The sequence below is a fragment of the Bradyrhizobium sp. CW1 genome, from assembly GCF_023100665.1.
Taxonomy (GTDB): domain Bacteria; phylum Pseudomonadota; class Alphaproteobacteria; order Rhizobiales; family Xanthobacteraceae; genus Bradyrhizobium; species Bradyrhizobium canariense_D.
Genome location: NZ_CP064684.1, coordinates 90991 through 107695, shown reverse-complemented (window position 1 = coordinate 107695; position 16705 = coordinate 90991). Strand labels below are relative to the sequence as shown.

The window sequence follows — 16705 nt, the reverse complement described above, 5'->3', positions numbered from 1 at the left end:
GACCGCAGGCTTAACGCCTGCAATCCTGCGCGATCTTGTCGAGCGCCTGGGCAAGGCCCTTCAGCGAAAAGGTGTCGGTGGTCTCGGTCCCCTTGGACGACATGCCCTTGACCACGAGATCGGCGGATTTGCGCATGGCCTCGACCATCCGCTCTTCCTCGGCCGCGTTCTTGATCCAGAGACCGTCGCCCTGCGAGTACATGGCGAAAGCGGCGCCGCCCACCTCGACCGAGGATTCAGAGCCCGGCTTCAGCGCATAGCCGATCATGACCGAGACTTCGTTGTTGACCTTCTCCGCCGGGCGGGTGGAGACGAAGGCATAGGCAGGATCGCGCGGCCGATTCGGCGGGTTGGTCTTCGACGACGACGGCTTGGCCAGCGCGAAGCAGACCTTTTTGCCGTTGGGCGCGGCCGAATAGGCGCCCCAGGTGCCGAACTGACCGATCAGGGTTGGCTCCGCGCCGCCGGCAACCGCCGCGTGCGGGGCCGCCGGCTTGCTCTCGGGCTTTGCAGCCGTCTTTCCGGTCGTATTGGCCGCCGGCGCGGCCGGTTTCGGCGCGGCCTCTTTCGGTGCAGTCTTGGGCGCAGGCTGCGCCGTCTGCGCCCGCGCGGAATCGATGATTCCACAGGCCGCCACGCCCGTCATCAAAGCTAAAATCAGCACCCGCCACATGCTGGAGTGGTTCCCTCAATATTGTGACTGGAAGATGGCCCGGTCGCGCATTGTCCCCGGGGCAGGGATAGCCGGGAAAGTCCAATTTGGGAAGGCAGTTAGCGAAGGTCGCGGCGACTAGGCCCTGGATCGCGCCGCGCGTTGCTCCGCCCATTGCGCATCGGTCCAGCGCAACAAATCCTCGACGCCGGAGCTGCGCAAATGCGCGCCACCGTCGATCACCACCATCTCGCCGTTGATGTAGCCGGCACGGTCGGAGACTAGGAAGCTGGCGAGGTCGGCAAGCTCGGGGTGCTCGCCGGCTCGTCCCATCGGGTTGCGCGCGGCCCACCCTTCGTCGCGACCCTCGGGGCGGAGCTGGCCCGAGGCGCCGGCGGTCGGGAACGGTCCCGGCGCGATCGCGACGGTGCGGATTCCCTTCGGGCCCCATTCCACGGCGAGACTTTTGGTCATCGCCAACACGGCCGACTTCGCCATCGCCGACGGCACGGTGAAGGCGCGACCGGTGATGGTCGAGGTCGAGAGGATCGAGAGCACGACGCCGCCATGCTTGCCGTCGATCCAGCGCTTGCCGGCGGCAAGCGTGCAATACATCGCACCATGCAGGGTCGGCGCGAGAATCGCATCCGCGGCGCGGAATGAGAGATGCTCACTCTGCGCGATGAAAGTCGCAGCCGCATTGTTGACGAGAATATCGAGCGGCGCCCCGCGCCAGATCGCGTCCATCATGCTCTCGACGGCGGTGCCGTCTCGGATATCGCAGGCGATCGTGGTGACCTTGCCGCCGTTCTCTTCGCGCATCTTGCTCGCCGCCGCCTCGAGCCGATCGAGCTTGCGGCCGCAGATCACGAGCTCGGCGCCGAGCGCGAGGAAACGGTGCGCCATTGCAGCACCGAGGCCCGAACCGCCGCCGGTGACGAGGATGCGCTTGTCCTTGAGCAGGCCTGTTTCAAACATGGTTTGAATCCTTCTTGTTTCGTCGTTGCGCGCGCAGCGGGAAACCGTACCGCGGAAATAGGCTTCGCTACGCTCCCAATGACGGGAGGATAGGCTCCTGCGTTCCAACTGACAAAGAAACCGGATTGTCGCCCGCACCTAAATCCGGCAGAAACGGGCAAACTATAAATCCACTCGAAACGCCCAGTACTTCACTTCTCAAGAAGGTGCCGCCATGAAAGCCATCCTCTGCTCGCAATATTGCCAGCCCGACGATCTCGTTCTGGCCGACGTGCCGGATCCGGTGGCCGGTCCCGGCGAAGCCGTGATCGCGATCAAGGCTGCGGCGCTGAACTTCTTCGACATCCTGATGATTCAAGGCAAGTACCAGATCAAGCCGCCATTCCCGTTCTCGCCGGCCGCCGAAGTGGCTGGGGTGATCGAGAGCATCGGTCCCGGCGTGACTGATCTGAAGATCGGCGATCGCGTCGTCGCCTCCTGCGGCCACAACGGCGCGCGCGAAAAGATCGCGCTGCCGGCGGCATCGATCGTGAAGATCCCCGACAATCTCGATTATGACCGCGCGGCCGGCATCATCATCATCTACGGCACCGCGCTGCATGCGCTGGAAGATCGCGCGAGCCCGAAGCCGGGCGAGACGCTCGCGGTGCTCGGCGCCGCCGGCGGCACCGGACTTGCCGCGTGCGAGCTCGGCAAGCTGATGGGCCTGAAGGTGATCGCCTGCGCCTCGTCGGACGAGAAGCTCGAATTCGCGAAGGCGCACGGCGCAGAACTCGCGCTCAATTACGGCAAGGAAGATTTGAAGGAAGGCCTGCGAAAGCTTACGGGCGGCAAGGGCGTCGACATCATCTTCGATCCGGTTGGTGGCACCTATGCCGAGCAGGCCCTGCGCTCGATTGCCTGGGAAGGCCGCTTCCTCGTGATCGGCTTCGCCGCCGGCGACATTCCGAAGATGCCGCTGAACCTCGCGCTGCTGAAGGGCTGCGATATCCGCGGCGTGTTCTGGGGCGCCTGGACCCGGCTCAACCCGGAAAAGAACCGCGCCAATCTCGAGAAGCTCGTGAAGTGGACAGCGGAAGGAAAGATCTCCTCGCATGTCGATCGCGTCTTCCCGCTGGCGCAGACGGCGGATGCGCTCAAGGTGCTCGCCGGACGCCAGGCGATGGGCAAAGTGATCCTGCATCCGTGAGGCTATGCGGCACGACGTGTGTCGGTACGGCCGCTCGCCACGAGCTCAACTGTCATCGCCCGGCTTGACCGGGCGACCAGTACTCCGAGACGTCAGTCATTGAATCGAGAAGCCGCGGCGTACTGGTTTCCCGCCTTCGCGGGGAATGACCGCGAGCGCGGGACAGGCAGTGTCCGCGCCGCCGCCGGGTCAATCCCCGTCAACCATTGTCGACAAAATTGCGGGGCATTCCTCCGCCTCGCCTCAATCAAACCCAAATATCTCCCGATTCGCGCAAGCCGCCGACGTTTTTTGGGCTGATTCAGACGGCGATTTACCGGCTCCAGTTTGCGGGGCATTTCTGGACAACAACAAAAAGACTGAAGCCGGGATGCCCCAGCGTTGCGTTAGTAGTGGGGAGCATCACCATGGAGACGACGGCGTACCGCCCGTCCAGGGAATCGAGATCGTTCGATTCCGATCAAGCTGCATCACATCCGGCCGTCGCGTCCTATATCCGTGCGCGCGCCGCGCGGCTCGATCTGTCACCGGAAGATCCAATTCCACTGATCCTGTCCGATCCGCTCGGTGTGCCGGAGTCAGGCGAATATACGGCGCGGGCGTTGGGTCCCCGGCTCAGAATTGTCCCGCGTGTTCTCGCGGCGGTTCTCATCGCATCCACGCTGGCCGTTGCGGCCGCGCTGTATCAGCCCAGTCTCCGCAATCTCTTCGCCGCCGACGCTGCCGGCCCGACGGGTGCCGAGCTGGACCAGGCCATGGCGTCGGCCAACGTGCCGGACAGGCCTCAGACCGCGTACAAGGACCCGGCGCGCTTGAGCAACACAAGGCTGGCGAGCGCTGACGCGCAGGATCTCCCCGCAGCCTCAGCTCCGAGCCGCGAAGCGATTGCGACTGCCTATCAAACCGCGCTGCAAGCCCAGGCGCCCGGGCCAGTCGCGGCGCCGCCTGCGCCCCCACCGCCCGCTAAGACGCTCGATGCCGACACACTGGCTGGGCTGATGGCGCGCGCGAACGGTCTGTTGGCGGTCGGCGACATTGCCGCGGCGCGCCTGCTGCTCGAACGGGCCGCCAATGCACAGGATGCAACGGCTGCATTTCTGCTCGCGCAAACCTATGACCCGGCGGTGCTGGGCACGAGCGACGCGCGGCGCGTTGCTGCCGACGCGACCGCCGCGCGCGACTGGTACCAAAAGGCCGCAGGCCTTGGATCGGCGGAGGCGCGGCAACGCCTCGCCCAGCTTCAGAACTAGAACTCTTTAGGGGATATCATGCGTAATGCTTTGAGAATGGCGCTTGCCGCCATCATGATGATCTATGCCTTCGCGGCACGCGCGGAGCAGACCGAATATGATCCGGCCAAGGTCTCTGACAGCCTGAAAGCCATCTTCCAGTTCGGTTCGACCTCGACCAAGCAGTCGCTGAACGCCAACACCGTGACGTTGATCACCGGCACGATCGGCGGCACCTATGTGCAATTCGGCGCCGACCTCGCCTCCGTGCTCGACGACGGCAACAGGATTCGTGTGTTGCCAATCGTCGGCCGAGGTTCGGTGCAGAGCGTTGCCGACATCCTGTTCCTGCAAGGCGTCGATCTCGGAATCGTCCGCGCGGATACGCTCGACTATCTCGAGCGCAAAGGTTTTGCCAAGGACATCAAGAAGCAATTCACCTATGTGACGAAGCTCTACAACGAAGAGATGCAGGTGATCGCGCCAAAATCGGTCGCGACACTCAAGGATCTGGAAGGCAAAACTGTAAGCGTCGATCTGCCCAACGGCGGCACCTTCGTCACCGCGCTCACCGTGTTCGAGCGGCTCGGGATCAAGGCGAAATTCGTTTATGTCGAGCAGCGCATCGCGATGGAGAAACTGAAGGCCGGCGAGATCGACGCCGTCATCGTGGTCGGCGGCAAACCGTACAAGTCCGTTTCGACCTTCGGCAATGACGGCCGCTTCCACCTTGCGACCGTGGATTATGCAAAGCCCCTCCAGAGCGACTATCTGCCGGCGACGCTGACCGCCAAGGACTATCCGAACCTGGTCAAGGAGGGCGAGAGCGTGGACACCATCGCGGTGCCGGCCGTGCTCGCGGCCTACAACTGGGCGCCCAACACCGAGCGCTACCGCAAGCTTGCACTGTACGTGGACGCGTTCTTCACGAAATTCCCGACGCTGCAGAACCCGCCCTTCCATCCAAAGTGGAAGGAGGTCTCGCTCGCGGCGCCCCTGGCGGGCTGGAACAGATTGCCGGTGGCGCAGCAATGGCTCGACCGCCACGGCGTCGAACCGGTGACGCGGCAACGCTTCGAGGCGTTCCTGCGACAGAGCCCCTCGGCCGCAAAAGTGTCCGACGCGGACAAGGAAACGCTGTTCAAGCAATTCCAGGCGTGGGACGCCGAAAAGGCCCAGGCCCAGGCGCAGGCGGAGAAGAAGTAGCGAGCAGTCATCCACACATACAGCTGTCATCGCCCGCGAAGGCGGCGATCCAGCATTCCGAGACGGTTATGGTTCAATCGGAAGGCCGCGGCGTGCTGGATTCCGCACCATCGCGAGGAATGACAGCGGAGTATGCGGCGACAGCTATTGCGCGGCTTCCGGCTCCACCTCATCCACCCCGCGCTTCAGCGCGGCGCGGGCGGCTTCGCGATGCTCGTTCGTGATGTGGCTGGCAACCATGCGGATCGCGGTGGCGAGTACGGCGGCGTCATCGGTGAAGCCGAGGATCGGCATCACGTCGGGAACGAAATCAAACGGCAGGATGAAATAGGCGATCGCCCCGAGCAGCGAGGCCTGGACATGGCGTGGCGTCTGGCGGTCGAACGCGCAGTAATAGGCCGCGAGCAGATCCTCCGCGAACGGCAGATGCGCGGCGACACGCTTCAGCTTGCGCCAGAAGCGGCGGCGCACGCTCTCACGATCTTCCGCGAGCCGGTCGGCGGGCTCGAAACCGACGCTGTGTTCGGCAGCCATGTTCGACAAACTCCCCGTTCCAGCCTGGGTGGCAGATCGCCGCATCCCGTGCTGATCACAAGATGGGGACGCGGCCTTCCCCTGCAAGACGTCAGCCTGGTGTCAGCTTGGCGATGGCGTTCATCGCCTTGGCGAGCTCGATGTCGAGCGCGGTGACGCCGCCGGCGTCATGGGTCGACAGCACCACCTCCACCGTTTTGTAGACATTGCGCCATTCGGGGTGGTGGTCCATCTTCTCGGCGACCAGTGCCGCGCGGGTCATGAAGCCGAACGCCTCGTTGAAATCCTTGAAGACAAAGGTTTTCCCGATCGCCTCGCGTCCTTGAGCCTCGGTCCAGCCAGGTAGTTCGCCCAGCGCCTGCCTGCGTGCCTCCGCCGAGAGCCGTTCTGTCATCCTCGCCTCCGTCCTTTCAGGGGAACTTTACCCTAACACCGCACTGACGCCCCGGGTTCATACGGGATTGGACCCCATCCGCTAACCATGACGGAGATGTAACCCTGCCGGACAAGAAATTTGCTACACTTGCAGGCGTAAACCGCCGGCCAAGATGAAACTGAGCCTCAAGCGAATGTTCGGGAGATCGATGACCGGGGGATTGGACCTGGCCGAAGCGCCCACCCCGCCCTCGCCGCGATCATCGGCGCGGAAGACGGCGCTCGTGACTCTCGCGCTGGTGCTCGCGATCGTTGGCGCGCTCGCCGGCGGCTATTACTTTGCCATGCGGCCGGTGACGCTGAAGATCGCGGTCGGCCCCGCCAACAGCGATGACGTCAAGGTCGTGCAGGCACTGACCCAGGCCTTCGCGCAGCATAAGAGTTCTGTGCGGTTGCGCCCGATCCAGACCGACGGCGCCACCGCCAGCGCCAATCTGCTCGCGGAAGGCAAGGCCGATCTTGCCATTGTGCGCGGCGACGTCGACGTACCGAAGAACGCGCAAGCGGTTGCGACCCTGCGCAAGAACGTCGTGGCGCTATGGTCCGTGTCCGGCAAGGGCAAGAAGAAGGGCGCGAAGATCACCAAGATCGCGCAGCTCGCCGGACATCGGGTCGGCGTGGTCGGCCGCACCCAGGCCAACGTCAATTTGCTCAAGGTGATCCTGCAGCAATACGGTGTCGATCCCGCCAAGGTCGAGATCGTGCAATACCCGGCAACCGAAGCCGTCGAAGCGATCAAGGCGCAGAGGGCTGATGCCTATCTCGCGGCCGGTCCCGTCAACAGCAAGATCACGGCGGAGGCGATCGCCGCTTCCACCAAGGATTTCGGCACGCCGACCTTTCTCGCGATCGATTCCGCGGATGCGATCGCCCAGAACCATCCGGTCTATGAAGCGGCCGAGATTCCCGCGGGCACTTACGGCGGCTCGCCCGATCGTCCCGATGACGAGGTCAAGACCATCAGCTTCTCGCACCACATCGTGGCGCGCAAAGCAGTGTCCGAAACCACCATCGCGGCGTTCACGCGCCAGCTTTTCTCCGTACGCCAGCAATTGGTGACGGAATTCCCGCTGGCGGCGAAGATCGAAACGCCCGACACCGACAAGGATGCGGTGATTCCCGTGCATCCCGGCGCCGCCGCTTTCGTCGACGGCGAAGAAAAGACCTTCCTCGACAGATACAGCGATTACATCTGGTGGACCCTGATGGCGCTCTCGGCCATGGGCTCGATCGGCGCCTGGTTTGCGGGCTATCTGAAGAAGGACGAGCGCGACAACAACAGCCATCTGCGCGAGCGGCTGCTCGACATGATCACCGCCGCTCGAAAAAGCGAAACGACCGAAGATCTCGATCAGATGCAGACCGAGGCCGACGAGATCCTGCGCGATACGCTGCGCTGCTACGACCACGGCGCGATCAAGGAAGGTGCGCTCACCGCCTTCAACATCGCGCTCGACCAGTTCCATGCGGCGGTTGCCGACCGCAAGGCGGTGCTGTTCAGCCTGCCGCAGAACCTGCAGCGCGCCGGTGCCCAATTCCGGGCCGCTGGCAACGCGTAAGCGCTCGCGCGTTATCGCCGCGTCACATTGTCTCAATATAGCGTCTGCTTCACCATGGCGACCGCCCTGGGCGATCGCCTCACGCGATATCGAGACCGTCTTCATGAACATCAAATTCTCCCGCCGCCGTTTCCTGACGACCAGCGCCGGCGCGCTCGGCGCGGTCGCAATGCCCCATCTCTCCCGCGCGGCCGACCGGCCGGCGGTGACCCATGGCGTGCAGTCGGGCGACGTCACCGTCGACAGCGGCGTGGTCTGGGCGCGCACCGACCGGCCCGCACAGATGCTGGTCGAGGTGGCGACGACGGAGTCGTTCAGGGATGCCCGCGCGCTGCCGCCGATCGCGGCGCTGCCCGACAGCGACTTCACCGCGAAGATGCTGATCGAAAACCTGCCGGGCGGACAGGACATTTTTTATCGCGTCCGCTTCCGCGATCTTTCGCACACCGCGGTGGAGGGCGAGCCGGTGACCGGCCGCTTCCGCACCGCACCCGCCGACCGTCGCGACGTCAGCTTCGTCTGGGGCGGCGACGTCGCAGGACAAGGCTGGGGCATCAACCCTGATGACGGCGGCATGTTCACCTTCTCGGCGATGCGCAAGCACCGTCCGGATTTCTTCCTGCACTCCGGTGACACCATCTATGCCGACGGCCCTATCCAGTCCGAGGTGAAGCTCGCGGACGGCAAGATCTGGAAGAACGTCACGATTCCCGAGAAGGCCAAGGTCGCCGAGACGCTGGACGAGTACCGCGCCGCGCACAAATACAATTTCACCGACGACAATCTTCGCGCCTTCAATGCCGAAGTGCCGATCTTCGTGCAGTGGGACGACCATGAGGTGACCAACAACTGGTCGCTGTCGAAGGAGCTGCCGGCGACCTACAAGGAGCGCGACATCGCACTGCTTGCGGCCCGCGCAAGCCGTGCCTTCCACGAGATGTATCCGATGCGCGAGAGCATCGTCGAGCCCGGCCGCGTCTATCGCCAGATCTCCTATGGTCCCCATCTCGACGTGTTCGTGCTCGACGAGCGCAGCTATCGCGGCCCGAACGGCCCCAACCTCGAAACCGTTTACGACCCGGCCAGCTATTTCCTCGGCCCGGACCAGATCGCCTGGCTCAAGCGCGGCCTGTTGAATTCTCGCGCGACCTGGAAAGTGATCGCCTCCGACATGCCGCTCAGCCTCGTCGTGTCAGACACGCCGAAGGGGGGATCGGAAGCCATTGCGCAGGGCGACGGCCCGGTGCGCGGCCGCGAGTTCGAGATCGCCGACATCCTGCGTTTCATCAAGATGGCGCCGGTCAGCAACACCGTGTGGCTCACGGCGGACGTGCATTACGCGGCCGCGCATTATTACGATCCGAACAAGGCGCAATTCCAGGATTTCGAGCCGTTCTGGGAGTTCGTGTCGGGCCCGCTTCACGCGGGCACATTCGGTCCGAACGCGCTCGACAATACGTTTGGGCCGGAGGTGCGTTTCGTCAAGGCGCCCGGGAAAGACAACCAGAACCTGCCGCCATCCGCCGGCATGCAGTTCTTCGGTCACGTCAAGATCGACGGCGCTTCCGGCCAGATGACGGTGACCTTGCGCGACCGCGCCGACGTCGCGCTGTGGTCAACCACGCTCGATCCGAAGCCGGCCTGACGCCGTATCGCTAGTTCGCCGCGCGGACCTGGAGCGCCGCCTCCAGCGCGTCGCTCGAACACGGCTTCTGCAATCGCGGCTGGCCGGCGAATTCGGGCGGGATGCGCGCGTCAGCGCCGTAGCCGGTGACGAACACAAAGGGAATTTTCAGCGCCGCGAGCCGTTCGGCGACCGCAAAGCTGTTCTCGCGACTCAAACCGACGTCGAGCAAGGCGAATTCGGGGGCGTGCGCCGCGATTGCGGTCAGCGCCTGCGCCACTGAACCTACCGTGCGGACGCTCTTCACGCCAAATCCGAGCAGGCGATCTTCGAAGTCGATCGCGATGATCGGATCGTCCTCGACAATGAGCACATCGGCGGGACAGTTTGAACCATCGGAAACAGCGGGTGCCATCATCGTAACTTGGAGCATGAGGTTTCTCTGACTGGGATACCGCGTCACGACGCCTGTACCCGGCGCGGAGGTTCCCGGAACGAAACCACCACATCACAGTTGTTAGGTCGGTCTACTTGTGCACACAGGACCTCGTCGGAACTCGCTAAATGTGGAGGCGGATGGGAGTTTAAGATGGACGCGCGGACCAGCAACGCCACCGAGATCGATAGCCGGCCGACCAACAATCTGCTGCGGCGCTTGAGCCCGGCCGACTTCGCCCTGCTTGCGCCGCATGTCATGCTCGAAAGCGCCGCAGCGAATGAGCTGCTCTACAACCCCGGCGACGACGTCCAGGTCGTCCACTTCCCCTGCGGACCGTCGCTTGCAACCTTCCTCGTTCCCAATGAGGACGGCCGCGATGTCGAGACCATCCTGGTCGGCCGCGAAGGCGCGGTGGGCGGCATCGTCAGCGAGGGTTATCTGCCGGCCTATACCCGGATCTGCGTGAAATTCGGCGGGCCGTTTGCGCGAATTCACGTCAGCAAGCTGGAGGCCGCCAAGCAGCGCTCGCCCTCGTTGCGCCATGTCTTCGCTCGTTACGCCGACTGCATGCTGGCTCAGATCTTCCAGTCCACCGCCTGCAACGCCATTCACTCGATCGAGCAGCGCACCGCCAAATGGATGCTGGCCGCTATGGAGCGGACCGGCGACGAGAGCAGCGTGCCTCTGACGCACGAGCAACTCGCGACACTGCTCGGCGTCGGCCGCAGCTATGCCAGCCGCGTGCTCCAGTCGTTCAAGGCGGAGGGCGTGCTCGACACGCGACGCGGATCGATCCTGGTCCGCAACCGCGAGGGCCTGCGCCTGCGCTCCTGCCTGTGCAACGAGGCCGTGAAGATGCACTTCGAGGAGGTGCTGCGCGGCGTCTATCCGACCGAGGAGAGGCAGGCCGGCTAGCCGCCTGACTCGCTCCTCTTCGGGGATAAGAAGCGGCCGCACTATCCCGCCGCGGGGGAACCTGGGCTAATGTCCCCGCATGAGCGGGGCTTTCCTTCACACTCTCTTCGACATCGCGGCGTGGCTGGCTGCGGCCGTGGCGCTCTACGGGCTGTCGCGACAGGGCTTGCGGTTTCCGGCGCAATCCTTTGAGCGGTCCTACCTCGCCGCTTTGGTGTTCGGCGCGGGGCTCGGCGCCTATCTGTTCGGCTCCGCCAATCTGTGGCTGTCGGGCCAGAGCGGCATCGCGCGCTCCGTGGAAGGAGCGCTGGTCGGCGGCATCTTGGCGATCGAGCTCTACAAATGGTCCGCAGGGATCACGGTCCGAACCGGCGCCCGTTTTGCGCTGCCGCTGGCGCTCGGCATCGCGATCGGCCGGCTCGGCTGCTTTTTCGCGGGCCTCGACGATTTCACCTACGGCACGCCGACGGCATGGCCCTGGGGCCATGATTTCGGCGACGGCATCCCGCGCCATCCCGTGCAGCTCTACGAAAGCGCCGCGATGGGGGTGTTCGCGCTGCTCTACGTGGTGGCGGTCTTGAACCGGAGCGCGTTTGTGATCACCAATGGTTTCTACCTCGTCCTCGTCTACTATGGAGCACAGCGCTTCCTGTGGGAATTCCTCAAGCCCTACGGCACGCTGATCGGCCCCTTCACGCTGTTTCACCTGCTGTCGCTGTCCATCCTGCTCTACGCCGTCGTCATGCTGGCGAGGGCGCCCAATGCGAGACCCATGCATGAACGCGCCGTTGCGTAAGTCGCGTCCCTATATCTTCTGGGGCCAGACCCAATCTCTCTGCGAGACCTGCCTGAAGCTGGTGCCGGCCAAGATCCAGATCCTCGACAACGAGGTTTGGTACGAGAAGCGCTGCAAGGAGCATGGCGTCCAGTCCACGCTCGTGTCGACGGACGCCGCGTATTGGCGCCTGTGCAAGGATTTCATCAAGCCGGGCGACCGGCCGCTGGCCTTTCAACGGCATACCGAATTCGGCTGCCCCTATGATTGCGGCCTGTGCCCCGACCACGAGCAGCATTCCTGCCTCGCGCTGATCGAGATCACCGAGCATTGCAATCTGACCTGCCCGGTGTGCTTTGCCGATTCCTCGCCGGCGCGGACCAGCTTCACGCCGCTGGCCAAGGTCGAGCGAATGCTGGACGCGCTGGTCGCGAGCGAGGGCGAGCCTGATTTGGTGCAGATCTCCGGCGGCGAGCCGACGCTGCATCCCGACTTCTTCGCGATCCTCGATGCGGTGCGCGCCCGCCCGATCCGCCATGTCATGATCAACACCAACGGCCTGCGTATCGCCCGCGAAAAGGATTTCGTGGCGCGGCTCGCCGAGAACAAGCGCGGGCTCGAGGTCTATCTCCAGTTCGACTCGCTCGAACGCGACGCTTTGATCAATCTGCGCGGCGCGGATTTGCGCAAGATCCGTCAGCAGGCGCTGGAGAATCTCGAGCATTACGGCGTATCGACCACGCTGGTGGCGACCATCAAGCGCGGTGTCAACGATGCCGAGATCGGCGACATCGTCCGCCACGCGCTGACCTGGAAGTGCGTTCGCGGCGTCACGCTGCAGCCGGTGCAGGACGCCGGCCGCAACGAAAATTTCGACAAGAACACCGATCGCATCATGCTGTCGGAGATCCGCAAGCGCGTGGTCGAAACCGGCGTGTTCGGCGACAAGGACATGATCCCGCTGCCCTGCAATCCCGAAAGCATCTCGATCGGTTACGGCCTGCGCAACGGCAAGAAAGTGCTGCCGCTGACCTCGCTGATCCCGCAGGAGCAACTCGTCGCATTGTTGCCCAATACGATAAGCCCGGAGAAGCATCCGGCGCTGAGGGAGAAATTCATCGATCTGTTCTCGCTGTCCTCGGGACCGCTGAACACGAGCGAGCGCGTCTGCGAATTGCTGTGCTGCCTGCCGAGCTTCGAGGTGCCGCAGGGAATCACGTACGAGAACGTATTCCGCGTCACCATCGTGCAGTTTCTCGATCGCTTCAATTTCTGCGTCGGCAACGTCAAGCGCAGCTGCATCCATTTCGTCACCGAGAACGGCGCGATCATCCCGTTCGACACCTACAATCTGTTCTACCGAAACGGAAAGATCGACGGCATCCGCGCCGAACTGGCGGCGCAGTCAACCGCAGGAGTCCTGCAGGCATGAGCATCAGCGACACGCCGCCGCCAGCCCCTCCGGGACCGCCTCCTGCCCCGCCGAACAAGCGCGGCGGCTGCCTGACCGCGATCATGGCGATCTTCGGGATCCTCATGCTGCTACCCGGTGCCTGCGCATTGCTGTTCGGCGGAATGTCGGTGATCGAGGGCGGCCGGATGGGTTCCGACGTGGCACCGCTGGTGTTCGTAGGCCTGGTCGTGGGGCTGGGCGGGGTCGCCCTGATCTGGGCCGCGATCAAGGGCCGGCGCGGCTGAGCCCGGCTTTTCGCCTAACCCCCGGGAATTCCCGGACAAAATTCAATCAACCAACGGCCAAAGAACACATTGTTTTTTGGCGGTTTTTGCCTATATTGCGCCGCAACGCGTAGGGTGCCCGGTCGATATGCCGGGCTTTCCCTTTTGGGCGGAAAGCGCCCCGTTTCCAGTCTTCAAGCGTTGTTTCGAGAAGAGGTCCCGGTCTGACCGGCGAGATCGCGCTTAACCCATTGTCCGACCGCAAAGAAGCCCACTCATGAATCTTCGCAACATCGCCATCATCGCCCACGTCGACCACGGCAAGACGACCCTGGTCGACCGCCTCCTCCAGCAATCCGGCACCTATCGCGAGAACCAGAAGGTGACTGAGCGCGCCATGGACTCCAACGATCTGGAGCGCGAGCGCGGCATCACCATTCTGGCCAAGGCGGCCTCGGTGCAGTGGAAGGACACCCGCATCAACATCGTCGATACCCCAGGCCACGCCGATTTCGGCGGCGAGGTCGAACGCATCCTCAACATGGTGGACGGCGCGCTGGTGCTGGTCGACGCCGCCGAGGGGCCGCTGCCGCAGACCAAATTCGTGGTCTCCAAGGCGCTCAAGGTCGGTTTGAAGCCGATCGTCGTGATCAACAAGGTTGACCGTCCCGACGCGCGGGCAACCGAAGTCATCAACGAGGTGTTCGACCTGTTCGCGGCGCTCGACGCCAGCGAGGAGCAGCTCGACTTCCCGATCCTCTACGGGTCGGCCAAGCAAGGCTGGATGGCCGAGAGCCCGGACGGGTCGCAGGAAGCCGGCATGCAGCCGCTGTTCGACCTGATCGTGCGCCATGTCGCGCCGCCGACCGTCGAGGAAGGCCCGTTCCGCATGATCGGCACCATTCTGGAAGCCAACCCCTATCTCGGCCGCATCATCACCGGCCGTATTTCCTCAGGCTCGATCAAGCCGAACCAGGCCGTGAAGGTGCTGGGCGCCGACGGCAAGACGATCGAGCAGGGCCGCATCACCAAGATCCTCGCCTTCCGCGGCATCGAGCGCACTCCTCTCGACGAAGCCGAGGCAGGCGACATCGTCGCCATCGCCGGCCTGACCAAGGGCACCGTCGCCGACACCTTCTGCGATCCGTCGGTCGACACCCCGCTGGTGGCGCAGCCGATCGACCCCCCGACCGTGTCGATGTCCTTCATCGTCAACAACTCGCCGCTCGCCGGCACCGAAGGCGACAAGGTCACCAGCCGCATGATCCGCGACCGCCTGCTGCGCGAGTCCGAGGGCAACGTTGCGCTGCGGGTCGTCGAAGCCTCCGACAAGGACGCGATGGAAGTTTCAGGCCGTGGCGAATTGCAGCTCGCGATCCTGATCGAGACCATGCGCCGCGAGGGCTTCGAGCTTTCGGTGTCGCGTCCGCGTGTCGTATTTCAGAAGGACGAGGCCACCGGCGCCACCCTCGAGCCGATCGAGGAAGTCGTCATCGACGTCGACGAGGAGCATTCCGGTGTCGTCGTGCAGAAGATGAGCGAGCGCAAGTCCGAGCTGATCGAGATGAAGCCGTCCGGCGGCAACCGTCTGCGGCTGGTGTTCTACGCGCCGACCCGCGGCCTGATCGGCTACCAGGGCGAGCTGCTCACCGATACCCGCGGCACCGCGATCATGAACCGTCTGTTCCACGGCTACGCGCCGTACAAGGGCGAGATCCAGGGCCGCCGCAACGGCGTGCTGATCTCCAACGACCAGGGCGAAGCGGTGGCTTACGCCATGTTCAAGCTGGAAGATCGCGGCCCGATGATGATCGAGCCGGGCTGGAAGGTCTACAAGGGCATGATCGTCGGCGAGCATACCCGCGACAACGACCTCGAGATCAACGTGCTCAAGGGCAAGCAGCTCACCAACATCCGAACCACGTCGAAGGACGAAGCGGTGCGCCTGACCCCGCCGATCCGCATGACGCTGGAAAAGGCGCTGGCCTATATCGAGGACGACGAGCTGGTGGAGATCACGCCGAAGTCGATCCGCCTGCGCAAGCGGCACCTCGACCCGAACGAGCGCAAGCGCGCGGAAAAATCCAAGGAAGCGGTGGCTTAAGGCCACTCGGACACACGACGAATGCGTCATGGCCGGGCTTGTCCCGGCCATCCACGTCTTCGATACTGGTGTCAATGACGTGGATGCCCGGGACAAGCCCGGGCATGACGATGAAATTGACCGCTATGTCCCTCCCCTCCTCCGTCGACGTCGCGATCATCGGTGCGGGCGCCGCCGGTCTCGGCGCGGCGCATGCGCTGGCAGGCTCCGGCCTCTCCGTGATCGTGCTCGAGGCGCGTAACCGGCTCGGTGGCCGGGCCTGGACGGTGCAGGCCTCGCCCGAAGTCACCTTCGACGTCGGCTGCGGTTGGCTGCATTCGGCGGACAACAACTCCTTCGTCGCGATTGCAAAGCAGCTCGATTTCGAGGTCAACAAGGACCTCCCGCCCTGGCGCGAGCGCGCCTATGGCGACGCGTTTCCGAAAGCCGAGCGCGATGATTTCATGCACGCCATGGACGCCTTCTATCAGCGGCTGTGGGAGACCGCCCAGAAGGGCCAGGATGTCCCCGCGAGCTTCAGCCTGGAGCCCGGCAATCGCTGGAATCCCATGATCGACGCGATCTCGACCTACATCAACGGCTGCGAACTGAAGGACATGTCGACGCTGGACTGGGACGCGTATGAGGACAGCGACCTCAACTGGCGCGTCCGCCGCGGCTACGGCGCGCTGATCGCGGCCTATGGCGCGCCATGCCCGGTGGCGCTGAACTGCAACGTCACGCTGATCGATCATTCCGACCAGCGCATCCGCATCGAGACATCGCAGGGCACGCTGACCGCGGACAAGGTGATCGTCACCGTGCCGACCAATCTGATCGCCAATGAGGCGATCCGCTTCTCGCCACCTCTCCCCGCCAAGGTCGACGCCGCGGCCGGCCTGCCGCTCGGTGTCGATGACAAGGTGACGCTGGCGCTCGACGATGCCGAAGCCTTCCCGAAGGAAGGTAATTTGCGCGGCGCCACGATGCGCACTGACATGGGCACCTATCATATCCGCCCGTTCGGCCAGCCCTGCATCGAAGGCTTTTTCGGCGGCAGCTTTGCACGCGAACTGGAAGACGCGGGCGACGGCGCCATTGCCGCCCAAAGCATCGAGGAGATCGCAGGCTTCCTCGGCAACGACATCAGGCGAAAGCTGAAGCCGCTCTACGAGTCGCGCTGGGCCCACGACCCCTTCGCGAGAGGCTCCTACTCGCACGCCCTGCCCGGCCACGCCGGTGACCGCGCCGTGCTGGCGGCACCGACCGATGGGCGGCTGTTCTTTGCGGGAGAAGCGACGTCGCCGAACTTTTTCTCGACGGCGCATGGGGCGCGGGACTCAGGGGAGCGGGCGGCGAGGGAAGTGCTGGGGACGGCGACGTCCTAGCGACTTGGCTTGACGGAACATA

The 16705-nt window shown here is 64.2% G+C and carries 16 protein-coding genes; 11 read left to right on the top strand and 5 right to left on the bottom strand.

What is annotated here, in order from left to right:
- Positions 1–10: 10 nt before the first annotated feature.
- Positions 11–673 (bottom strand): invasion associated locus B family protein, encoded by a 663-nt coding sequence (locus IVB54_RS00520; RefSeq protein WP_018459765.1) that lies wholly within the window; start codon positions 671–673, stop codon positions 11–13.
- Between the two features lie 117 nt (positions 674–790).
- Entirely contained in the window at positions 791–1630 is an 840-nt protein-coding gene (locus IVB54_RS00515) for an SDR family oxidoreductase (protein WP_018459763.1), read from the bottom strand.
- 214 nt (positions 1631–1844) lie between these two features.
- Between IVB54_RS00515 and IVB54_RS00510 the strand changes: the two genes are divergently transcribed.
- The 3 genes from IVB54_RS00510 to IVB54_RS00500 all read left to right on the top strand — a co-directional run bounded on the left by IVB54_RS00510 (position 1845) and on the right by IVB54_RS00500 (position 5254).
- Positions 1845–2819, top strand: coding sequence for an NADPH:quinone oxidoreductase family protein (locus IVB54_RS00510; RefSeq protein WP_018459762.1), 975 nt, complete (start codon positions 1845–1847; stop codon positions 2817–2819).
- A 218-nt stretch (positions 2820–3037) separates the two neighbouring features.
- Complete coding sequence (locus IVB54_RS00505) at positions 3038–4069, top strand: hypothetical protein (RefSeq protein WP_346658843.1); 1032 nt, start codon at positions 3038–3040, stop codon at positions 4067–4069.
- A gap of 18 nt (positions 4070–4087) precedes the next feature.
- Positions 4088–5254: a TAXI family TRAP transporter solute-binding subunit gene (locus tag IVB54_RS00500; RefSeq protein ID WP_247338184.1), complete on the top strand. Its 1167-nt coding sequence runs from the start codon at positions 4088–4090 to the stop codon at positions 5252–5254.
- Positions 5255–5398: 144 nt separating this feature from the next.
- Here the strand turns inward: IVB54_RS00500 and IVB54_RS00495 are convergent, their stop codons facing one another.
- Positions 5399–5788 (bottom strand): YkvA family protein, encoded by a 390-nt coding sequence (locus tag IVB54_RS00495; RefSeq protein ID WP_018459760.1) that lies wholly within the window; start codon positions 5786–5788, stop codon positions 5399–5401.
- 91 nt (positions 5789–5879) lie between these two features.
- A complete protein-coding gene (locus tag IVB54_RS00490; RefSeq protein WP_018459759.1) occupies positions 5880–6182 on the bottom strand; it encodes a 4a-hydroxytetrahydrobiopterin dehydratase in 303 nt (100 codons plus the stop codon).
- A gap of 154 nt (positions 6183–6336) precedes the next feature.
- On the opposite strand from IVB54_RS00490, the gene IVB54_RS00485 reads away from it, so the two are divergent.
- Together IVB54_RS00485 and IVB54_RS00480 are read left to right on the top strand one after the other, a co-directional pair.
- Positions 6337–7782 (top strand): TAXI family TRAP transporter solute-binding subunit, encoded by a 1446-nt coding sequence (locus IVB54_RS00485; protein WP_247777022.1) that lies wholly within the window; start codon positions 6337–6339, stop codon positions 7780–7782.
- 103 nt (positions 7783–7885) lie between these two features.
- On the top strand, positions 7886–9427 hold the full coding sequence (locus IVB54_RS00480) for an alkaline phosphatase D family protein (protein WP_018459757.1): 1542 nt from the start codon (positions 7886–7888) through the stop codon (positions 9425–9427).
- A 10-nt stretch (positions 9428–9437) separates the two neighbouring features.
- Here the strand turns inward: IVB54_RS00480 and IVB54_RS00475 are convergent, their stop codons facing one another.
- Positions 9438–9839: a response regulator gene (locus IVB54_RS00475; RefSeq protein WP_026233873.1), complete on the bottom strand. Its 402-nt coding sequence runs from the start codon at positions 9837–9839 to the stop codon at positions 9438–9440.
- Between the two features lie 156 nt (positions 9840–9995).
- On the opposite strand from IVB54_RS00475, the gene IVB54_RS00470 reads away from it, so the two are divergent.
- From IVB54_RS00470 to IVB54_RS00445, 6 genes are all read left to right on the top strand, one after another.
- On the top strand, positions 9996–10760 hold the full coding sequence (locus IVB54_RS00470; RefSeq protein ID WP_018459755.1) for a Crp/Fnr family transcriptional regulator: 765 nt from the start codon (positions 9996–9998) through the stop codon (positions 10758–10760).
- Positions 10761–10839: 79 nt separating this feature from the next.
- Positions 10840–11556 carry a prolipoprotein diacylglyceryl transferase family protein gene (locus IVB54_RS00465; RefSeq protein ID WP_018459754.1) on the top strand — a complete coding sequence of 239 codons (717 nt, stop codon included), beginning with the start codon at positions 10840–10842 and terminating at the stop codon, positions 11554–11556.
- Positions 11537–12967, top strand: coding sequence for a radical SAM protein (locus IVB54_RS00460; protein WP_018459753.1), 1431 nt, complete (start codon positions 11537–11539; stop codon positions 12965–12967). Before IVB54_RS00465 ends, IVB54_RS00460 begins: the two co-directional genes overlap by 20 nt.
- The gene (locus IVB54_RS00455; RefSeq protein WP_018459752.1) at positions 12964–13233 is read left to right on the top strand and encodes a hypothetical protein; all 270 of its coding nucleotides are present in this window, start codon (positions 12964–12966) and stop codon (positions 13231–13233) included. Before IVB54_RS00460 ends, IVB54_RS00455 begins: the two co-directional genes overlap by 4 nt.
- Positions 13234–13489: 256 nt before the next feature.
- The gene (gene typA / locus IVB54_RS00450; protein ID WP_018459751.1) at positions 13490–15316 is read left to right on the top strand and encodes a translational GTPase TypA; all 1827 of its coding nucleotides are present in this window, start codon (positions 13490–13492) and stop codon (positions 15314–15316) included.
- 125 nt (positions 15317–15441) lie between these two features.
- Positions 15442–16683, top strand: coding sequence for an NAD(P)/FAD-dependent oxidoreductase (locus tag IVB54_RS00445; RefSeq protein WP_247364509.1), 1242 nt, complete (start codon positions 15442–15444; stop codon positions 16681–16683).
- Positions 16684–16705: the final 22 nt, after the last annotated feature.

What these genes read in the sequence shown, in the direction of transcription:
- IVB54_RS00520 (WP_018459765.1), bottom strand. Translation starts at nt 673, where the DNA reads ATGTGGCGGGTGCTGATTTTAGCTTTGATGACGGGCGTGGCGGCCTGT.
- IVB54_RS00515 (WP_018459763.1), bottom strand. Translation starts at nt 1,630, where the DNA reads ATGTTTGAAACAGGCCTGCTCAAGGACAAGCGCATCCTCGTCACCGGC.
- IVB54_RS00510 (WP_018459762.1), top strand. Translation starts at nt 1,845, where the DNA reads ATGAAAGCCATCCTCTGCTCGCAATATTGCCAGCCCGACGATCTCGTT.
- IVB54_RS00500 (WP_247338184.1), top strand. Translation starts at nt 4,088, where the DNA reads ATGCGTAATGCTTTGAGAATGGCGCTTGCCGCCATCATGATGATCTAT.
- IVB54_RS00495 (WP_018459760.1), bottom strand. Translation starts at nt 5,788, where the DNA reads ATGGCTGCCGAACACAGCGTCGGTTTCGAGCCCGCCGACCGGCTCGCG.
- IVB54_RS00490 (WP_018459759.1), bottom strand. Translation starts at nt 6,182, where the DNA reads ATGACAGAACGGCTCTCGGCGGAGGCACGCAGGCAGGCGCTGGGCGAA.
- IVB54_RS00485 (WP_247777022.1), top strand. Translation starts at nt 6,337, where the DNA reads ATGAAACTGAGCCTCAAGCGAATGTTCGGGAGATCGATGACCGGGGGA.
- IVB54_RS00480 (WP_018459757.1), top strand. Translation starts at nt 7,886, where the DNA reads ATGAACATCAAATTCTCCCGCCGCCGTTTCCTGACGACCAGCGCCGGC.
- IVB54_RS00475 (WP_026233873.1), bottom strand. Translation starts at nt 9,839, where the DNA reads ATGCTCCAAGTTACGATGATGGCACCCGCTGTTTCCGATGGTTCAAAC.
- IVB54_RS00470 (WP_018459755.1), top strand. Translation starts at nt 9,996, where the DNA reads ATGGACGCGCGGACCAGCAACGCCACCGAGATCGATAGCCGGCCGACC.
- IVB54_RS00465 (WP_018459754.1), top strand. Translation starts at nt 10,840, where the DNA reads ATGAGCGGGGCTTTCCTTCACACTCTCTTCGACATCGCGGCGTGGCTG.
- IVB54_RS00460 (WP_018459753.1), top strand. Translation starts at nt 11,537, where the DNA reads ATGAACGCGCCGTTGCGTAAGTCGCGTCCCTATATCTTCTGGGGCCAG.
- IVB54_RS00455 (WP_018459752.1), top strand. Translation starts at nt 12,964, where the DNA reads ATGAGCATCAGCGACACGCCGCCGCCAGCCCCTCCGGGACCGCCTCCT.
- typA (WP_018459751.1), top strand. Translation starts at nt 13,490, where the DNA reads ATGAATCTTCGCAACATCGCCATCATCGCCCACGTCGACCACGGCAAG.
- IVB54_RS00445 (WP_247364509.1), top strand. Translation starts at nt 15,442, where the DNA reads ATGTCCCTCCCCTCCTCCGTCGACGTCGCGATCATCGGTGCGGGCGCC.